The organism is Mucilaginibacter sp. PAMB04274 (genome assembly GCF_039634385.2).
Lineage (GTDB): Bacteria > Bacteroidota > Bacteroidia > Sphingobacteriales > Sphingobacteriaceae > Mucilaginibacter.
The window spans coordinates 770,686-788,952 of sequence record NZ_CP155081.2; the positions used below are offsets into that span (position 1 = coordinate 770,686).

The window sequence follows — 18,267 nt, forward strand, 5'->3', positions numbered from 1 at the left end:
CAAGTTGTACAGGTAAAGATCTGGTTCTTGATTCTTGGCTTCTGTTTCTGTGCAGCGAGCAAACAATTACCCAGCTCTGTTCCTTTTAGTGATATTATAGATACTAAATAGATCAACTTAACCAATAATACCATGAAAAACGCAATTTCATCCGGACTAATAATAGGTGTACTAAGCGGGCTTTGGCTGTTTATCATGCGCTGGGCCGGCTATACAACGTTTAACGATCAGGTTTCACCTATCGAATATATATCGGTAATCATCCCTATAGTTGGGGTACTCTTAGGGCTTAAGAGCTACCGAGACCATGACCTGAATGGTAGAATGAGTTTTTTAGAAGGACTGATACAAAGCTTTAAAATACTGGTAGTGGGTGGTATCGTAGCCATATTTGTAGGCATCATATATGTGAACTATGTAGAGTCGCAACATAACATGCGCGATTTTTCGGGCAGATTGTTTGGTGCATTGCTTATTGGCGTATTGTCATCATTAGGCGCTACGCTGCTGCTCATGACCAAATCAAAAAACAGCGTCGATTAATATCTTAGCTTAATAACAAAAAAAGCTCCGGAATTGCCGGGGCTTTTTTTGTTTGAAGTGGTCTGGCAGTTGATTTCAATATTAACGCACCGTTAAAATTAAATGATGGTATGTAACAAAATAATTAGGTGCAAGTCTTATATTTAAAAACTAAGAAACTTAAATTATCATGCAACAAAATCCATTCATTATGCTGCCGGGCATCACACCCGAAGAGTTTGCCTTTTTACAACAGGCTACTGCAGGTTTAACCGATGAGCAAGTGAATAGCTTTAGGTTCGTTTACCAGGGGAAACGTCGCAATCCTTCTGATATATTGTTATTTACACTATTAGGTTTTATTGTTGTAGCCGGTGTGCAGCGTTTTGTAGTTGGCCAGATAGGCATGGGTATTATTTACTTGCTTACAGGTGGCTTTTGTTTAATAGGTACTATTGTTGACTTAATTAATTACAAAAGCCTGGCTAACGATTATAACAAAGATATGGCTTACGAAGCGCTGCAAATGGTAAACATGAGCGGCGGTTTTAAGGCTTAATGGTAGGTAACAGTACGGTAAGTTGTTGGTGGTTATTGGAGCGTTCATACTATTGGCGGGCGTTATCTGGTACTTTTTGGGTGATAGGTTACGTTGGATAGGGCACCTGCCCGGCGATATCAATATTGAACGTGAGAATTTTAAATTTTACTTTCCTGTTGCCACGCTTATATTATTGAACCTGTTAATATTTATCATCATTCGTGTTTGGAACTGGATAAGCAACAGCTAACTTGCCGCACTTATGAAGTTGAACGAATTAACCTCTTTTTTGGAAAGCGTAGCGCCGCTGGCTTACCAGGAAGATTATGATAACTCGGGCCTGATTGTGGGTAACGGAAACCGCGAAGTTACACAGGCTCTTATTTCACTGGATTGTACCGAAGCCGTGGTTGATGAAGCCATTGCTTCCGGCTGCCAGGTTATCATCTCACATCACCCTATTGTTTTTAAAGGTCTTAAGAAGTTTAATGGCAAAACATATGTAGAGCGTGTGGTAGAAAAAGCTATTAAGCATGATATTGCGCTCTATGCCATCCACACCAACCTGGATAATGTAATGGACGGCGTAAACGCCCGCATTGCACAAACCCTTGGACTGAAAAACGCTAGGATATTATCTGCCAAGGCGGGGTTGCTTAAAAAGCTGGTTACCTATGCACCGCATAGCCATGCCGATGTAGTACGTAACGCTCTATTTAAAGCAGGAGCCGGGCATATAGGTAATTACAGCGAGTGCAGCTTTAATACTGAAGGCACAGGAACATTTAAGGCCGAACAGGGCACCGACCCTTACGTTGGTGAACAAGGCAAAATACATCAGGAAGCCGAAACCCAGATCAAGATCATCTATCCGGCACACCTGGAAAGTAAGTTATTGATGGCGCTTTTTCTAAACCACCCGTATGAGGAGGTAGCGTACGATCTGTACACACTAAGCAACCAGCACCAACAAGTAGGCTCAGGAATGATTGGCGAATTAGAAAGCCCATTAAGCGAAAACGAGTTTTTAAGGCATTTAAAAAATAATATGAAGGCTGCCGTAGTTCGGCACACCCAACTTACGGGCAAACTGGTTAAAAAGGTAGCGGTTTGCGGCGGCTCGGGAGGCTTTTTGTTGAAGCAGGCGATAGCTGCCGGAGCCGATGTTTTTGTAACTGCAGACTACAAGTACCATGAGTTTTTTGATGCTGAAGGCCGCATCGTAATTGCCGACATTGGACATTTTGAAAGTGAGCAATTTACACAGCAGTTATTGTATGAAATAATACAGAAAAAATTTAGTAACTTTGCGGTCCGTTTAACAGAAATTAATACAAACCCCATAAAATATTTTATTTGATGGAACAAACCGTAGAACAAAAGCTGAAAGCTTTATATGACCTACAAACTATCCATACCAAGATTGACAGAATACGCCAGGTAAGAGGAGAACTACCTATGGAAGTTGCCGACCTGGAAGATGATGTAGCTGGTCTGGAAACCCGCATTCAGAAAATAAAAAATGAGCTGGATGATGTGGAGGATGATATTGTAACCCGCAAGAACCTAATCCGTGATGCTCAGGCTAATATCAAAAAATATGAGGCGCAGCTAAACGAGGTTAAGAATAACCGCGAGTATGATGCCATCTCAAAAGAGATTGAGATACAAGGATTGGATATTCAGGTTAGTGAGAAAAAAATAAGGGAGTATGGTTTTGAGGTTACCTCAAAAACACAGATCTATGAAAAAGCTTTGGCCGAACTGGAAGGCCGCCGTGCCGACCTGGAAGCAAAAAGAGCTGAACTGGGTACTATTACTTCTGAAACTGAGAAAGAAGAAAACGAATTAACCGCACATGCAGAAGCTGCCAAGCAAAACATCGAAGAGCGTTTGCTGATAGCTTATAACCGTTTACGTGGTAACGCTAAAAATGGTTTGGCTGTTGTTACCATTCAGCGCGATTCATGTTCAGGTTGTTTCAACCAGATTCCACCACAGCGTCAGTCTGACATTCGTCAGCGCAAAAAAATTATTGTTTGCGAACACTGCGGCCGTATTTTAGTTGATGAGCAAATGGCGCTTGAAGAAGAGCAAACTGCTTAATAAGCCAATTAAGAACATAAAACAAAACCCTTTACTATTGGTAAAGGGTTTTTTGTTTTTATAGTGTTTTGCTTAAATGCTGCTTGGGATGGTCACAGGAACCGGCCTTTTCCTGTCGCCGTATTTAATTTTATTGGAAAGCCTGGCAAAAGGGTCTTCAACATATTTCCAAAATACCAGGCAAATCAAAATTACAAACACCAGCGTGCCTGAAAACAAGCCCAACCAGTAATTTGGGTTGATATGCGTCATCGCCACATTGATGAATTTTACGCCGATAGGGTAGTGAATTAAATAAATGGAATAAGACACCTCGCCCATATAATTAAAAAATGGACTGATTTCGCCTCTGAAGAAGAGTATAAATAGCACTGTAAACAATGCTGCCAAAGCTCCGCCAAAAGGATAATATACAAAAGTGAAAATACTCAAAGCGGCAAGTGAGGCCCATTCCAATATACCAGGAGCCTGTTTCATGTATATAAGGTAACCGGTTGCGCCGATTAAAAAAAACACCAGGTGCTCAAACAAGCCAATGTAATCGGGTAATTGGGTTTGGCTTAAAAACATAAACAGTGGGTAGCTTAAGCACATGGTTAGCTTAGGGAAGTTTTTAAGTAACACAAAGTACAGGCCCATGAAAATATAATATTCCGCCTCAATTTTCAAAGTCCAGAATACAGGTATGTGCTGCGGCTCATGCAAGTAAAAGCAGCTTTTAAGGGTCGATATAATAGTTTCGGGGTAAGGAACATGTTTAACCTTGTTGGCTAGAAAAATGATAACGAGTGTGAGCGCTAAGGCAACCAGGTAGGGTGGGTGCAAACGTACTGCACGCTTGACTATAAATTTAAAGTAGTGTTTAATAGAATACTGGGCTTTATCCATACTGAGTGGTATAACAAAGCCTGATATGACGAAAAAAATTTGAACACCATGTACGCCGTATATTTTAATCCATTGAAATATTGGTGCTAAGGGATTGTTTGCAACTAACGGATTAGCAAAATGACAAAAGCAAACCAGCATTACAGCTAAAAATCTCAAGAAGCTTAAACTATTAACCTTTTTGGTAGTTTCCATTATTGAAATTATAGGGCTAAAATAATTAAATGTTTTTAAGGTAATAGCTGTTCTATTGCTAAAATAATTGCTTACGTTACAACGCTTAATGTCGGCCGTAATTAGACAGGCTTAGCTACGAATTTGCGCTGAGGCAAAAAACGATGTGTAATTTTTTCGGCAAATCGTGTTAAAGGCATTTCAACAATTCTGTAAAAAATTACACTAATACCCAGACAGATAGGAATAAGCAGCAGTAAGAAGATATTTGTATTAATATGTAGCGCATTAAATACCTTTGCAATAGCCGGATAAGTATGCATATGGATTAAGTAACAGGAATAAGAGGCATCACCACAAAGTATGAGTATATATGGTATTTTTATATTAAAGTGCTTTTCAGATAAAACAACGCCTATTAAGAATATTGCGCTGGGTACGCCCATTATAATTACCCTTTTTAAAGCGGCCATATTATTGTTGGCAACCGTAGTTAACTCGCCAAGTATATTGCCATTATGGGTAGGCAATATAAATAGCGATATACAGGAGAGGCCTATGCCCAAAACAACAAGGAGCACTGAAACAAATTTGTAAGTATTATTCGAGAAAGCTATTGTATTAGCTCTTTCATAAATTAATCCGCAAATTACACCCATGCCAAATTCTAACAGCAAAGGGCTGGTAAGGAACTTAATTAACGGATTTACAGGATCCAGAAATGTGCCCACGGTGGCCAGGGCTGCTATAATGAGTAAAAGATTTCGGTAAATATTCTTTTTCAAACAAATCATAAGGCAAACCAGGAGATAAAAGTACATCTCATAGGATAGCGTCCATCAACAATGGTGTATGGTTTTACGAATGTAGACTGGTCGAAAAAAGGGAAGAAAAACAAGCTTTTGCATAGCACCTGCAAGTCTAACTGCTTATGATGTTTAAAAACCGCTATGCCCAAATCAAATAATGTGATCAGATAATATAAAGGGATAATTCTGACTACTCTTTTAATCGCAAATTTTTTCCACCCGCCTTCCTTTAAGTAGGATGGAACTACAACGGTCATGATAAACCCGCTAATGCAGAAAAATAAATCTACACCAATAAAGCCCCAGTATTTTAAATTGAAAAAGTGTTCAACAAAATTATTTGATGAGATGTTGATTTGCCTGTCGGCAGCTGCATGGATTAGAACAACTAAAGCCACAGCGATGGCTCTTAGCATTTGTAACGCAAGTATTTTTTTAGACATTAAGCATTATATTATCTAACACAGGTCGAATTTTGAAGCAATATATCCATTTATTGTTGGTTTTTCTGTTAATCCAACTCATATCAGTAAATAATACTTACGCTAATTTTGATGTAAACGCCAATTGCACGCAGGCCTACAAGAACATCCTAAGCTTTAAACTTAAAGCTGCACGTCAGCAAATTGATCATGAAAAGGCGGTTCATCCCCAAAACAGCTTTGCCATAATGCTTGATAATTATTACGATTACTTTTGGATGCTGAGTACGGAAAGCAAAGCCGAATACGACCGTCTGAAAGCAAATAAGTCTGACCGTTTGGACAAGCTGGACGATGAAGATAAAAACTCGCCCTGGCGTAATTTTGCGCTGGCCCAAGTAAACTTACAATGGGCGCTGCTGCATAGCCGCTTTGGCGATAATACAACCGCTGGCTTTGCCATTAACAGGGCTTACCGGTTGTTGCAGGATAACCAAAAGAAATTCCCAGCGTTTTTACCGAATGATATACCGTTAGGAGTGGTGAATGTAGCGCTTGGCGCTTTGCCCGACGGTGCGCTAAAGAGTGTACTAAACGTTTTTGGTATTAAGGGATCAATAGTTGGCGGCATTAACATGTTGCAAACCGTAACTGCTCATTTGCCGGCATCAAAGTATGCTATGTTTTACGATGAGGCTGTGTTTTACACCACCTACTTGCAAACCGATGTGGTTGATGATCCGCAGGCATATCCTAAGATGCTGCAATACACCGGTCGAATAGATAGCAGCAGTTTGTTAAAGTACTATATACAGGGCTATGTGGCATTGCGTACCGGACACAGTACTGAAGCCATCAGGTATTTTGATAAGCGCCCGGAGGGTGATGAATATCAGCCTTATCCTTACCTGGATTACTTAACCGGCATGGCCAGGATGAACGTGTCTGACGAGACAGCCATCAATTATTTCAACAAGTTTTTGCAAACGAATAAAGGTGTAAACTTTATTAAAGACACCTATCTGCGCTTAGCGTGGGACGCCTTGTTGGACGGAAATACTAAGCGTTACACCGCGTTTACGCAATTTGTTAAAACTAAGGGCTACACCTATAATGATAAAGATAAGCGTGCCCTTACCGAAATAGCCGACCCGCAATACAATCCTACTCTGTTACGTGCACGCTTATGGTTTGATGGCGGTTTGTACAATAAGGCCTTAACGCTTTTAAAACAAAAAGAAGCAGATAGCTATTCGTCTGCACATGACAAGGCCGAGTACTATTATCGTCTAGGCCGCGTTTATGATGCCCTGCAAAAAGATAGCGATGCTTTAAGTAACTATCAGCAAGCCATTACGGTTGGAAAGGGAATGGCGTATTATTTTGGGCCCATGTCGGCTTTAAAATCTGGCAATATTTACGAGCAGCGGCAGGATAAGAGTAAAGCCATCAATTATTACAACATGGCTATCGGTTTTAAAAATCATCAGCAGGAAAGTAGTATAGAGCAAAAGGCAAAAGAGGGATTAAAGAGGCTGAAGCAGTAGCCCGTAGTGCTTAACAGAAGGCTTTTGCTTATCAATGCTATCATGGTGGATCGTATGCGAGAGACCTTCTCTAAGCCAAACGTTAATCAGCTTAAAAGATCTCTCGTATACGTTCGAGATGACCTATTGGTAAAATGTGTCGTTCTCAAGCTGTCTGTTCCGGTGTTAGGAAAGGCGGCTCTACAAATATTTTTCGGGAAGCGAGTGTAGCGCAACTCTATTGCCTTCTGTATCCAGGAATACTGCCATATAACCGTACTCGGGCGATATTTCAACTTTAGGGCTTACAATGGTACCGCCGGCGGCCTCTATTCTGTCTGCTATGATTTGTACATCGGGGTTAGCGTTCAGGTAAATGAGGCTGCCGCTATCAGCATTGGGTTTATGAAATTCTGATTGCTGGCAAATAGCGCCTCCAACACCGCTCATTGGATCTTCGAGCGGAAACATAGCCATTTTGTATCCTTCGTGCTCAATAGCCTGCATCTGAATGTCAAAAATGGCTTCATAAAATTTTTGCGCACGGGCAACATCTGTGGCTGGTATTTCGAACCAGCTGATAGCGTTTTTAAAGGTCATGACAAAATGATTGTAGGTTATTTGCTTAAAGGTAAGTGGCTTAACCTATAAAAGCAAATTTTTAGATAGCAGTGTTCTCAGTGTCGATTAACCGTCATAATGGGAAGCTCCGCGTCCTACTTAAATCAGCCATTTTATTTTATCAAGATGCCAGTTCAAATAACTTAACAATGCTAGGCTTTATCTTTTGGCTCGGGTTTTGGTCTTGGGCCACGTTTGTAAATAATAAGGCCGTTCAAAAAGTTACGCAGGATCTGATCGCCGCAGGGTTTAAAGTTTGGGTGATCATCAGCCCTGAAAATAGCCGTAATTTCAGTTTTCGTGATGCGAAAGTTTACCAGGTCCAGTACCTTGATAATGTCATCATCGGTAAATTTCATGGCTACCCGCAGCTTCTTCATGATATCGTTATTGCTCATATTCTTTTTTAATTAGCGGGATATTTCAATCTTTATTTTCTTATTCTTAATCTTTTCGTCCTTTAGCAGCTTTACGGTACGTTCAATCAGGTTACGCTTTACAGCAGCATAAGATGAATTATCGAGCACTTCAATCAATCCCAGTTCATCTTTAGCCAGCTCTCCTTTTTTAAGTAATAACCCTACAATATCTACCTTGTTTACCTTGTCTTTTTTACCGGCGGCAATATAAAGCGTTGCCCAGGGCGATAGCTGCGGTGGTACCGGTTCTGCCGTAAGATCTTCGGTCTCGGGTATTTCTTTTAAGTAAGTTGGCTTTTCGGTAGGCGTAAGCATAAGGTAGGAGGTGCCCTTGGCATTCATACGTGCTGTACGACCGTTGCGGTGTGTAAAGGCTTCTTCGTTATGTGGCAGCTGGTAATGTACAATGTGTTCAATTTCAGGTATATCCAAGCCACGTGAAGCCAGGTCGGTTGTGATTAAGATTTTATGGCTGCCGTTTCTAAATTTGATTAAAGCACGTTCTCTATCGTCTTGCTCCATACCGCCATGAAAAATGCCATGCGGTATGCCCATATCCCAAAGCACGTCGCTGATGCGGTCAACAGCATCGCGGTGATTGCAAAATACCAGGGTCGATTCGTTACCTATCTTACAAAGCAATGCAAATACCGCTTCCAGTTTATCTTCACTGGCCGCTATCACCGCTTTTTGCTTTATATCGGGTGCTGATGCTACATTGGTTAAAAAATTAAGCGTAGCAGGGTTTACCATGCCGGTAAAATCCGGAATCTCGTCCATTTTGGTAGCGGAGGTAAGCATGCGCTTTTTAACTGCAGTTAGTTGCTTTATGATATAGGCCATATCCTCCTGAAAGCCAAATTCCAGCGCCTTGTCAAACTCATCCAATATAAGGGTGTGAATTGTGCGGGTACTAAAGCTTTCGCGGCGCAGGTGGTGTGCAATGCGGCCCGGTGTGCCAATAAGTACAGCCGGCGGGTGCGATAGGTTATTCAGTTCGGTTTTAACATCATGACCGCCATAGCAGCAATTTATTTTAAAGCCGGTGCCCATAGTTTTAAAAACCTGTTCAATCTGTAAAGCCAGCTCGCGCGAAGGTACCAAAACTAATGCCTGTACGGTAGTTACATTGGGTTTCAAAGCGCCCAGCATGGGCAGCAAAAAACCCAGTGTTTTGCCCGAGCCGGTTGGCGAAAGCAAAATAACGTCACTTTTCTTAGCGGCGGCAATGGCTGCTTCCTGCATTGGGTTAAGCGCAGTTATTTTAAGATTTTTAAGGGATTGCTGGATCATGTATGTTATGGCTTACCGCAAAGATAAGGTAATTATATGGGAGGGTGATTAGCTATACATGCATCCTAACAACAACCGGCTGCTTTTCATTCAGGCATAAGGGATAAATATTGTCCAGCGACTTTAACTATCTACCTTAATTTACTATTCTTTACCTGTACTTAAAATAACGTAATCTGCCGGCCGGTCTTTGGCGTAAAAATGGAAAGGTTGTAACCGGGCATTTCCCTATCGGCCAGGTAGCGGTTGCAGGCCAGGCGGTAAAGCTGGTGAATCGAATCGGCTACTTGTCCATCGCCGCTCATGCGTCGGCCAAACTCGCTATCGTTCAGGTTGCCGTCATGGCATTCGCGTATCAGGTTTAGTACCTTCTCGGCCCTGTCGGGGAAAGTTTTGTGAATCCAGTCGGTAAACAGCTCGGCAATGCTACCGTTAAGGCGTACCATGGTAAAGCCAGCGGCCACTGCACCGCGGTTAGCCGCCGCTTTAATAATGGCAGGTACTTCGTTACTGTTCAGGCCAGGGATGATGGGCGCTGTCATTACTCGCACTGGTACACTTTTGGCAGCCAGCTTTTCAATCACATTCAAACGGCCAATAGAGGTTACCGTACGCGGCTCCAGCTTTTGGCGCAGTTGTTCATCCAGTGATGTAATGGATACATTGACGTGGATGAGGTTCAGTTTGGCCAACTCGGTAATAATATCCATGTCACGCAAAATGAGATTGTTTTTGGTGATGATGCTTACCGGGTGGCGGTATTGCAAAAATATTTGCAGCAGGCGACGGGTAATCTCCAGGTCGCGCTCAATAGGCTGATAGCAATCGGTATTGCCTGATAGTACAATGGGTGTAGGCTCATAACGGCGTTTGTTAAAATAGGCTTCCAGCAGTTCTGGCGCGTTACGTTTTACAATTATCTTGCGCTCAAAATCTAACCCAGCGCTAAAGCCATAGTACTCATGGCTGTTGCGGGCGTAGCAGTAAATGCATCCATGCTCGCACCCCTGGTAGGGGTTAATAGAATGCATGTGGCTTAAATCGGGACTGTTAGACTTGCTGACGATCTTGCGGGGCGTTTCTTCAAAAATTTGAGTTTTGCTGTGTTGCAGTAATGGCTCGTCGAGTGCTTCGATATGTTGAGCTACATACTTGTTTTTCAGGAACTTGTTATGCGTGTTAACCTGTGCCCCCCGCCCCTTAAAAAAATCCTGATTCGCCTCAAATGCCATACAACAAATTTGCTAAATTAATTAGTAAATTTGCAAGGCCAAAAGCTAATTATTTTATAAAGGAAGTTGTTAAGCTACTTCAACCACTTCCACCTCAGCAACCGGGCTAAATAAGTATACCCGCCTGGTACTCACCTCCACACATTTGAAACGCTTGCGCAACTGTTCCTCTTTACGAAAAACACGACCGTCTTTCAATTTAAACACAGCTTTCAACGGCAGTTTTTCAACCGTGGTTGCCGATGAATGTGCCGCGTCGTATTTGCGCAAAGCACGGTATAAATTCAAGTCAGAACAGCTGGATGCGGCCGGGTTATTCAAGTAAGCGGTAATGGCAGTCTGAATATCAGCGGGGAAAACCCGCTGCTCAAAAAAAGGCTGCATCATTTTTTTGAAGTTAGCCTTCCATTCAGCACCATGAGGTTTAATAAGATGTTTATGTTGGTTCCAGGTATACAGGTGAGCAAACTCGTGTACGGTAGTTACCAAAAATGCATAAGGGTTTAAATTATGGTTCACGGAGATGCGGTGACCTTTGTTCTGAAACGGCGGACGATAATCACCAAACTTGCTATTACGGCTGCGCGAAATTTTAAATTCGCACTTAAAATAATCAATCCACTTCGCCAATAAAGGCGCAGCGCCGTCAGGAACGTATTTCTCTAAAACTTTAACTTTATCCAACTCAGATACTCCTGATCAAATGTAGGAATGAAAGTGCCTATTTCAGCAATGTATAGGTAATGAAACTAGCTGTATAAGCCAGCGCCGTCATGTACACAAATTGTACTGCGGGCCAGCGCCAGTCTTTGGTTTCGCGGTAAACTACGGCTACCGTGCTGGCGCACTGCATGGCAAAGGCGTAAAACATCATGAGCGAAAAGGCCACAGCCAAAGTAAACGTAGGTTTGCCGGTTTCAGCATTGCGGGCGTTATGCATTTTAGCTTTTACCGATTGAATCTCATCGGCGTTATCCACACTGTAAATGGTGGCCATAGTGCCCACAAAAACTTCGCGGGCAGCAAACGAGGTAATGATGGCAATGCCTATCTTCCAGTCAAAACCGAGCGGTTTAATAACCGGCTCAATGACCCGGCCCAGGTGACCGGCGTATGAGCTTTCCAGCTTTTCGGATGCAATGGCATGGTCAACCTCGCTGGGTTTCATTTTCTGGCCATATTGCGGTTCCTTATATTTCTTTTCAATCTGCTCAAAACTATTACCAGGGCCGTACGAAGCCAGCACCCACAGGATGATAGAAACGGCAATTATTACTTTACCGGCTTCCAGCACAAAGGTTTTGGCCCTATCAAACATGGTAAGCAGTACGTTGTTCCAGCGGGGCATGCGGTAAACCGGCAACTCCATAATGAAGTAACCTCGTTCGCGCGCTTTTAGAATATGCTTCATTACCCAGGCTACCACAATGGCCGATACCAGGCTTAACACATACATACCCGTAAGCGCCAGGCCCTGCAGGTTAAATATCCACCAAATATTGCGACTAGGCACCACCAAGGCAATAAGCAGCGTGTAAACCGGTAAACGCGCCGAGCAGCTAATGAGCGGCGTTACCATAATGGTGATCATGCGGTCCTTCCAGTTCTCAATGGTGCGCGTACTCATAATAGAGGGCACTGCACAGGCAAAACCACCTATAAGCGGTACAACCGATTTGCCGTTTAAGCCTACTTTGCGCATCAGCTTATCCATCATAAAGGTAACGCGGGCCATGTAGCCGGTATCTTCCAAAATAGCTATAAAGGCAAATAGGATAGCTATTTGCGGAATAAACACCAGTACGCCACTCAGGCCGGCAATTACACCATCGGCCAGTAAATCGGTAAGCGGACCAGCTGGCAGCAATTGGTGTATGCCGCCCTGCATCCAGATGAATAGCGTTTCGATCAGCTCCATAGGGTAGGCCGACCACGCAAATATAGCCTGGAATATAAAAAGTAAAATGCCGAAAAATATAAGGAAGCCAAATACCCGGTGCGTTAAAACTTTATCAATACGATTACTTGCACTTTCCTCGCGGGCAGCTTCTTTTACCTTTACGGTATCATATAGTAAATCGTTGATGTAATTATACCGGGCAATGGTCTCGGTAGCCTGGGCCTTTTGCGAGTGAAAGTTGTGGATTTGTTCCAACTCCTCGATGCGTCCGCTTTCGGTAACCGACAAGAAGCATAGGTGCTCGTGCTGGTGCGCCAGCTGCAGGGCAAAGTATGGAATGTCTACGTTCAACTCCTCGCCAATGGCTTCCACCAGTTGAGGGGCTATCGCTTTAACATCAATACTGTCTTGCTGTAAGGCAAATGTATTAGCGTAAGAAATAGCTTTTTTTAGTTCATCAATACCCTCGTTACGGCGGGCAGATATAGGAACCACCGGAACGCCAAGCTTTGCCGAAAGGCCGTTTATGTCAATACTGATGCCGTCTTTATTGGCCACGTCCATCATGTTAAGCGCCACAATAACAGGTGTTTTTAAATCGGCAACCTGGGTATATAAAAGTAAATTACGTTTTAGGTTTGATGCATCCAGAATAACCACAATCAGATCGGGTGCCTGATCGTTCACACGATCGGCCAGTACGGAGAAGACAATAGATTCGTCGCGGCTTTTAGGATAGAGGCTGTAAGTGCCCGGAAGATCTATGATTTCGGCACGGCGGCCATCGGGCAAGTTGAGATAGCCGGTTTTTTTATCAACTGTTACACCCGGAAAATTTCCTATTTTTTGGTTAAGTCCGGTTAGTAAATTAAACAGGGTTGATTTACCGGTATTGGGATTTCCTACAAGCGCAACTCTAATCTCAGCCTTCAATGCAATAACTACTGTAAAATAATGGTCGAAGCTTCTTGCTTACGCAAGCTCAACATATAGCCAGACACGTTAACGGCAATTGGATCGCCCAGTGGTGCTACCCGCTCAATAACGATTTCTTCGCCGGGGAGGCAACCCATTTCCATTAATTTTAATGACATTTCAAGGTCTGTGAATTCCTTAATCACGCCTTTTTTACCTATCTGTAATTGCGAAAGCTTCTTCATAAACCGAAGACAAACATAGCGCTTATTTAAATCAAATCCAAATAAGAGAAGTGTTTGATTTCTGTAAAAAAGAGAGCCGTTTACAGCATTATCTCATAATGATCATGCCGCCAGGCGTGTTGCTGTTTGGGGTGCCCACGCGTGATATTTTGTAAGTTAGCCGCAGCGAAAAATATTGTCCGATAGTATTGGTTTGTGTACGCGTGGTTTGCCCCGTATTTGATAAGGAGCGTTGTAAGGCTGCATTCTGATCGAGCAGGTCGAACGCATTTAGACCTATAGTAAGGTTCTGACCTTTTAGCAAATAACGCTCAATGCCTGCATTGAGCAAATACACTGATGTATTGCTTGTAGATGGTTTGCCCCTATAAAGGTTTTGAAACAACTCGGAGAAGATGCGCCAGTTTTTAACCGGTTTTACACTGGCCGAATACCAGTTATTGAAACTAAAGTACTGACGGTCGGCCGCGCTTTGGTAAGAGTTTTTAGCATTGTTGTATGCCGTGTAGGTACGTATGCTAAACTGGTAGTTGTCGCGGTCGAAGCTGCTTCCCAAACTCAATCCAGGTGATATGCGCAGTACCGAATTTTTGTTATCGTTTATAAAGTTGATATTGCGGTTAAGGTTGCCATTAAGCCCCAGGTTAAAACGCAGCCCTTTGATTTTTGAAGGTCTGCCCAGGTTGGTACCTAATGATAAATTGTAATTACCATCGGCATTAATAGGGCGCGAAGTGGTTACACCGCCTTCGTCTGTAAAGCTCTCGGTCGAAAAGCCGTTCCAGTAATAATTGTAGCTAGCGTAAAAATTTATATAGTTATTGGTTTTCTGATCGTAAGTATTAAAATTGGTACTCACGGTTACATACCTGGCCAAACGCAAATCGGGGTTGCCTATCCTTTTATAATTGGTGTTGGCCGTGTTTAAAAATGGTTGGAGATCAGTAATAGCCGGCATAAGGGCATCATTACGCATGTAAAAGTAAAAGTTCGACCCTGGCTTTGGGCGGTAAGATATATTGGCACTGGGGGCAAGTACCCATTGGTTGCGTTCTATAGGGCTTGTTGCGGTGTTTACCTGTCCTTTTAATCCCAGGTTGGCGGCCTCGGCACTTAGGTTAACCGTTAGCTTATCGGTAGCTTTGTTTAAGCCCACGCTTGATGAATAGCGGTAGTTCGTGTTGTTATAGTCGCCGCTGTATTGCGGGTTCAATATATCGTAATTGCCGGTTACTGCATTATAGTTTAAGGTAGCTTGTTCTGCTTCATCATGCCGGTATTGCAAATTCTGACTAACGGTTAAGTTGAGCTTTTGCTTCTTGTTAATTTGCCTGATGTGAGATAGGGTTCCGTTGATCTGGCTGCCATCGGTTGTCTGGCCGGTATACAAGTTGCTTAAACTATCCTGCCTAATACCCGCGTCGTTAAAGCGCGCTAAAAGCGAATTATTGGAGTATTTGTTGCTGTAAGGGCTGTAACTGCCGGTAACATACATGTTGTAAGAGCCGCGGCCATTCGGTATTCTGCGGTTTACGCTGAACTGGCCTGCCAGCACAGGTGTACGTATGGTTTGATCCAGAAACTGATTGCCCAAGTTGCGCGGGTCGGCGGCATAGCTGGTGGTATTATAATTTACAGTATTGCGGCCCGAGCGGTAACCGTATGACAAGTTGGGCTTTATGCGCATGGTAGTAAGACTATCCATCTTGTACTCTAAGTTCATATTGAGGCGGTAACTGTTATACTTGTTCTCGCCAACACTGCGCTGTGTGGTAAGCAGATTTTGAGCCGGATTTTCGATGGCATCATCCTGCACCAGCGTATTGTTCGACACTACGGTTACAAAGCTGCTGTTGAATTTGATCTCATCTTTCTTACCCCATAGGTCTGAGTAGTTTAAACCACCTGTATGGTTGGTTATTAAACCACCGCTAACACCCGAAAAAACGCCATTTACATTGGCCCGGCCATTAGCTCCAATATTAATAGACGTGTTGCCATTAGCATCTCTAAATGCATCGAAGGTATTGCCGCCTGTGAAGGCATTCAGGTCTTCCATCGAAAAACCCGACTCGTTGATGTTATTGCTGAGGAACAACGCTGAAACTTGCTTTTGCTTATCAAAACGGTTGATGTTGAACTGGCCCAAAAAGCGATCGGTGTTACCGCCTGATGCAGATGCGTTACCAAACCAGCCTTTCTTTTTATCTTCTTTCAGGGTTAAGTTCAAGACCTTTTCGCGCTGACCATCGTCAATGCCGGTATTTTTGGTTTTCTCGGTCTTGTCATCAATCACCTGTACTTTGGCTATGGCGTCGGCAGGCAGGTTTTTGATAGCCGCCTTAGGATCATTGCCGAAGAACTCTTTACCGTCCACATAAACTTTGCTTACCTGCTGGCCCTGGGCGGTTACTTTACCATCTCTATCCACCTCAACGCCGGGCAATTTTTTTAAAAGCTGCTCCACATTATCATTAGGCTGAGTTTTGTAAGAGCCGGCATTAAACTCAACGGTATCTTTTTTAACGCGTACAGGTGCCTGTTGTCCTTCAACCACAATAGCGCTTAGCGATTTAACATCAGGCTGCATGATTAATTTTCCTAAGTCTATGGTCATTTTGCCCGTACTTAAGCTAAAGGGTGTAACCTTAGCTGCTAACCCTAGCTGCTTTGCCACCAGTTTATAGTTACCAGGTGCAAGGCCAGTGATGGTTATACGGCCATTTTGATCTGCGTTAGCATTGGTTACAGTTGCAGAGTCGGCGGCCTTCACAACCGCCACCATGGCAAATTCAACAGGCTCGTTGCTTTTTGAGTTAACCAAGTGCGCTTTAACACTACCGCCACTTTGTGCAAAAGTAGGGTGGTGAATAAAGGTAAGTACAGTAAAGGTTAAGAGAAGGAGTAAAGCTCTTTTCATGCGTCTTGTGATAAGTTAGATGATTGCCGGCCATAATATTTGCCGGTCAATTTCTTATCACAAGACGCAGCACAACACTAAACGTTGCGCAGTGCCGGATAATTTTTTACTGTGCTCCCAAAGTGTGGGCAGTTACAATCCTTTTTAAATATGCCGCAAGAAGAAAGGGCTATACAAATAATAAATGCAGCTGTTAATTTAATTCTTTTCATCACGTATCGCTGTTACTGTTATTAAACCGCTAAAAGTAGCCATGCCGGCGCCTACAGTATCAGCAAATAAATCTCCCCACTCGGCACCGCGCCACGGGAAAAAGTACTTTTGGATAACCTCTATCGCAGCGCCATAAGCCACGGCTATGATGAACACTTTTACGGCGGCAGCCAAAGTAAGGTTACCACGCTGTTTAATAATGCCATAACCGGCCAATGCAGTAAACATAAAAAAGAAGCCGCAATGCACCAGCTTATCAAACCCGGCAAAAAACAGCGGCGAATGACCGGCTTTACCCATTTTGATGTTGCACATCACTAAAACAAATAAAGCCCACCATAAGGTGAGCTTTTGATATTTTAACAAATTTTGCATTACGCGCCTACTAACGATTGATAATCCTCGGCCGATAATAAGCCTTCAACTGCTGACGGATCACTTAATTTGATCTTTACCATCCAGCCGTCGCCATAAGGGTCAGTGTTTACCAGTTCGGGCTGGCTGTCAAGCAAGGCGTTAACCTCTAAAACGCTTGCAGCAACCGGCATAAACAAGTCTGAAACGGTTTTAACAGCCTCAACAGTGCCAAAAACTTCTTCTTTACTTACTTCCTGACCTACAGTGTTAATGTCAATGTAAACAATGTCGCCCAGTTCGCGCTGTGCAAACTCGGTGATGCCTATGTAAGCTTCATCGCCTTCTACTCTGATCCACTCGTGGTCTTTGGTATATTTTAATTCTGCCGGAAAATTCATATCATTTTGTGTTGGGTGCCCAAAAATAACAAAACCTTTAAGTTTACCATAATAATACTATACACAAATGTATTTAACCAATGATAAAAACCTGTACGCTATTAATTTGTTAATACCTCACACAACTATAAAAATGAAGCTACCTATGAAAAAGATTTGTTCGATGTTGATGCTAGCGGCAGCTGCCCTGGCATTCCAATCATGCGGCGGTAACGCTGCTAATGACAGTAAGGCAAATGCCGACAGTGCAAACGAAACCAAGGATACCTCAACTCATGCAGTTGAAACCGGCGGTATTGCTGTTGTAACCGATGACGCACAGTTTGCCGTTGAAGCTGCTAACGGCGGCATGGCCGAAGTAGAACTGGCCAAATTAGCTCAAACCAAAGCTACTAATGCTAAGGTAAAAGAGTATGCTGAAATGATGATCAAAGATCACTCAAAAGCAAATACCGAGTTAATGGATCTTGCCAAAACTAAAAACATCACGCTGCCTACTACTGTAGGTGCCGATCAGCAAACCGTTATGGCTGATTTACAAAAAAAATCAGGTGCTGATTTTGATAAAGCTTATGTTGACGCTATGGTAAAAGATCATGACAAAGACGTTTCTTTATTCGAAAAAGCATCAACTGATGCCAAAGACGCGGAATTGAAATCTTTTGCTGTTAAAACTTTGCCAGTGCTTAAAATGCACCAGCAACATATCAAAGTTATACAAGATGGTATGAAATAGTCGGCAGTAAAAAAGCTGATACAAAAAGGG

At 42.9% G+C, this 18,267-nt stretch carries 20 protein-coding genes; 7 read left to right on the forward strand and 13 right to left on the reverse strand.

The window, feature by feature from the left end:
* Positions 1-132 precede the first annotated feature (132 nt).
* The 5 genes from ABDD95_RS03235 to ABDD95_RS03255 all read left to right on the forward strand — a co-directional run bounded on the left by ABDD95_RS03235 (position 133) and on the right by ABDD95_RS03255 (position 3,169).
* Positions 133-543, forward strand: coding sequence for a DUF4199 domain-containing protein (locus tag ABDD95_RS03235; RefSeq protein ID WP_345950463.1), 411 nt, complete (start codon positions 133-135; stop codon positions 541-543).
* Positions 544-712: 169 nt separating this feature from the next.
* Positions 713-1,081: a TM2 domain-containing protein gene (locus ABDD95_RS03240; RefSeq protein ID WP_345950464.1), complete on the forward strand. Its 369-nt coding sequence runs from the start codon at positions 713-715 to the stop codon at positions 1,079-1,081.
* Between the two features lie 28 nt (positions 1,082-1,109).
* Positions 1,110-1,313, forward strand: a complete 204-nt coding sequence (locus ABDD95_RS03245) for a DUF2905 domain-containing protein (RefSeq protein WP_345952089.1) — start codon at positions 1,110-1,112, stop codon at positions 1,311-1,313.
* 12 nt (positions 1,314-1,325) lie between these two features.
* On the forward strand, positions 1,326-2,423 hold the full coding sequence (locus ABDD95_RS03250) for a Nif3-like dinuclear metal center hexameric protein (RefSeq protein WP_345950465.1): 1,098 nt from the start codon (positions 1,326-1,328) through the stop codon (positions 2,421-2,423).
* Complete coding sequence (locus ABDD95_RS03255; protein ID WP_345950466.1) at positions 2,423-3,169, forward strand: C4-type zinc ribbon domain-containing protein; 747 nt, start codon at positions 2,423-2,425, stop codon at positions 3,167-3,169. The genes ABDD95_RS03250 and ABDD95_RS03255 overlap by 1 nt, the downstream gene beginning before the upstream one ends.
* A 72-nt stretch (positions 3,170-3,241) precedes the next feature.
* On the opposite strand, the gene ABDD95_RS03260 is transcribed toward ABDD95_RS03255, so the two are convergent.
* The 3 genes from ABDD95_RS03260 to ABDD95_RS03270 form a co-directional block, all read right to left on the reverse strand.
* Complete coding sequence (locus ABDD95_RS03260; RefSeq protein ID WP_352432926.1) at positions 3,242-4,252, reverse strand: acyltransferase; 1,011 nt, start codon at positions 4,250-4,252, stop codon at positions 3,242-3,244.
* 101 nt (positions 4,253-4,353) lie between these two features.
* Entirely contained in the window at positions 4,354-5,052 is a 699-nt protein-coding gene (locus tag ABDD95_RS03265) for an acyltransferase family protein (protein WP_345950468.1), read from the reverse strand.
* Positions 5,022-5,483, reverse strand: a complete 462-nt coding sequence (locus tag ABDD95_RS03270; RefSeq protein WP_345950469.1) for an acyltransferase family protein — start codon at positions 5,481-5,483, stop codon at positions 5,022-5,024. Before ABDD95_RS03270 ends, ABDD95_RS03265 begins: the two co-directional genes overlap by 31 nt.
* A gap of 32 nt (positions 5,484-5,515) precedes the next feature.
* On the opposite strand from ABDD95_RS03270, the gene ABDD95_RS03275 reads away from it, so the two are divergent.
* Complete coding sequence (locus ABDD95_RS03275) at positions 5,516-7,009, forward strand: tetratricopeptide repeat protein (protein ID WP_345950470.1); 1,494 nt, start codon at positions 5,516-5,518, stop codon at positions 7,007-7,009.
* Positions 7,010-7,189: 180 nt separating this feature from the next.
* Here the strand turns inward: ABDD95_RS03275 and ABDD95_RS03280 are convergent, their stop codons facing one another.
* The 10 genes from ABDD95_RS03280 to gcvH form a co-directional block, all read right to left on the reverse strand.
* Positions 7,190-7,588, reverse strand: a complete 399-nt coding sequence (locus tag ABDD95_RS03280; protein WP_345950471.1) for a VOC family protein — start codon at positions 7,586-7,588, stop codon at positions 7,190-7,192.
* A gap of 173 nt (positions 7,589-7,761) precedes the next feature.
* Complete coding sequence (locus ABDD95_RS03285; protein WP_345950472.1) at positions 7,762-8,007, reverse strand: DUF1456 family protein; 246 nt, start codon at positions 8,005-8,007, stop codon at positions 7,762-7,764.
* Positions 8,008-8,019: 12 nt separating this feature from the next.
* Complete coding sequence (locus tag ABDD95_RS03290; RefSeq protein ID WP_345950473.1) at positions 8,020-9,321, reverse strand: DEAD/DEAH box helicase; 1,302 nt, start codon at positions 9,319-9,321, stop codon at positions 8,020-8,022.
* A gap of 161 nt (positions 9,322-9,482) precedes the next feature.
* The gene (locus ABDD95_RS03295) at positions 9,483-10,553 is read right to left on the reverse strand and encodes a PA0069 family radical SAM protein (RefSeq protein WP_345950474.1); all 1,071 of its coding nucleotides are present in this window, start codon (positions 10,551-10,553) and stop codon (positions 9,483-9,485) included.
* 69 nt (positions 10,554-10,622) lie between these two features.
* Positions 10,623-11,237 (reverse strand): SprT-like domain-containing protein, encoded by a 615-nt coding sequence (locus ABDD95_RS03300; protein ID WP_345950475.1) that lies wholly within the window; start codon positions 11,235-11,237, stop codon positions 10,623-10,625.
* 37 nt (positions 11,238-11,274) lie between these two features.
* Complete coding sequence (gene feoB, locus ABDD95_RS03305) at positions 11,275-13,386, reverse strand: ferrous iron transport protein B (RefSeq protein ID WP_345950476.1); 2,112 nt, start codon at positions 13,384-13,386, stop codon at positions 11,275-11,277.
* Between the two features lie 8 nt (positions 13,387-13,394).
* Complete coding sequence (locus tag ABDD95_RS03310) at positions 13,395-13,613, reverse strand: FeoA family protein (RefSeq protein WP_345950477.1); 219 nt, start codon at positions 13,611-13,613, stop codon at positions 13,395-13,397.
* A gap of 88 nt (positions 13,614-13,701) precedes the next feature.
* On the reverse strand, positions 13,702-16,533 hold the full coding sequence (locus ABDD95_RS03315) for a TonB-dependent receptor (protein ID WP_345950478.1): 2,832 nt from the start codon (positions 16,531-16,533) through the stop codon (positions 13,702-13,704).
* 198 nt (positions 16,534-16,731) lie between these two features.
* Positions 16,732-17,121 carry a VanZ family protein gene (locus ABDD95_RS03320; protein WP_345950479.1) on the reverse strand — a complete coding sequence of 130 codons (390 nt, stop codon included), beginning with the start codon at positions 17,119-17,121 and terminating at the stop codon, positions 16,732-16,734.
* The gene (gene gcvH, locus ABDD95_RS03325) at positions 17,121-17,501 is read right to left on the reverse strand and encodes a glycine cleavage system protein GcvH (RefSeq protein WP_345950480.1); all 381 of its coding nucleotides are present in this window, start codon (positions 17,499-17,501) and stop codon (positions 17,121-17,123) included. The genes ABDD95_RS03320 and gcvH overlap by 1 nt, the downstream gene beginning before the upstream one ends.
* Before the next feature lie 145 nt (positions 17,502-17,646).
* Between gcvH and ABDD95_RS03330 the strand changes: the two genes are divergently transcribed.
* Positions 17,647-18,237 (forward strand): DUF4142 domain-containing protein, encoded by a 591-nt coding sequence (locus tag ABDD95_RS03330; protein ID WP_345950481.1) that lies wholly within the window; start codon positions 17,647-17,649, stop codon positions 18,235-18,237.
* Positions 18,238-18,267 lie beyond the last annotated feature (30 nt).

Bases quoted from the DNA above. Each gene is read 5' to 3' on its own strand.
- ABDD95_RS03270 (WP_345950469.1), bottom strand. From the start codon at position 5,483: ATGTCTAAAAAAATACTTGCGTTACAAATGCTAAGAGCCATCGCTGTG.
- ABDD95_RS03320 (WP_345950479.1), bottom strand. From the start codon at position 17,121: ATGCAAAATTTGTTAAAATATCAAAAGCTCACCTTATGGTGGGCTTTA.
- ABDD95_RS03235 (WP_345950463.1), top strand. From the start codon at position 133: ATGAAAAACGCAATTTCATCCGGACTAATAATAGGTGTACTAAGCGGG.
- ABDD95_RS03240 (WP_345950464.1), top strand. From the start codon at position 713: ATGCAACAAAATCCATTCATTATGCTGCCGGGCATCACACCCGAAGAG.
- ABDD95_RS03280 (WP_345950471.1), bottom strand. From the start codon at position 7,588: ATGACCTTTAAAAACGCTATCAGCTGGTTCGAAATACCAGCCACAGAT.
- ABDD95_RS03315 (WP_345950478.1), bottom strand. From the start codon at position 16,533: ATGAAAAGAGCTTTACTCCTTCTCTTAACCTTTACTGTACTTACCTTT.
- ABDD95_RS03250 (WP_345950465.1), top strand. From the start codon at position 1,326: ATGAAGTTGAACGAATTAACCTCTTTTTTGGAAAGCGTAGCGCCGCTG.
- ABDD95_RS03295 (WP_345950474.1), bottom strand. From the start codon at position 10,553: ATGGCATTTGAGGCGAATCAGGATTTTTTTAAGGGGCGGGGGGCACAG.
- ABDD95_RS03310 (WP_345950477.1), bottom strand. From the start codon at position 13,613: ATGAAGAAGCTTTCGCAATTACAGATAGGTAAAAAAGGCGTGATTAAG.
- ABDD95_RS03285 (WP_345950472.1), bottom strand. From the start codon at position 8,007: ATGAGCAATAACGATATCATGAAGAAGCTGCGGGTAGCCATGAAATTT.
- ABDD95_RS03255 (WP_345950466.1), top strand. From the start codon at position 2,423: ATGGAACAAACCGTAGAACAAAAGCTGAAAGCTTTATATGACCTACAA.
- ABDD95_RS03265 (WP_345950468.1), bottom strand. From the start codon at position 5,052: ATGTACTTTTATCTCCTGGTTTGCCTTATGATTTGTTTGAAAAAGAAT.
- ABDD95_RS03330 (WP_345950481.1), top strand. From the start codon at position 17,647: ATGAAAAAGATTTGTTCGATGTTGATGCTAGCGGCAGCTGCCCTGGCA.
- ABDD95_RS03260 (WP_352432926.1), bottom strand. From the start codon at position 4,252: ATGGAAACTACCAAAAAGGTTAATAGTTTAAGCTTCTTGAGATTTTTA.
- gcvH (WP_345950480.1), bottom strand. From the start codon at position 17,501: ATGAATTTTCCGGCAGAATTAAAATATACCAAAGACCACGAGTGGATC.
- ABDD95_RS03290 (WP_345950473.1), bottom strand. From the start codon at position 9,321: ATGATCCAGCAATCCCTTAAAAATCTTAAAATAACTGCGCTTAACCCA.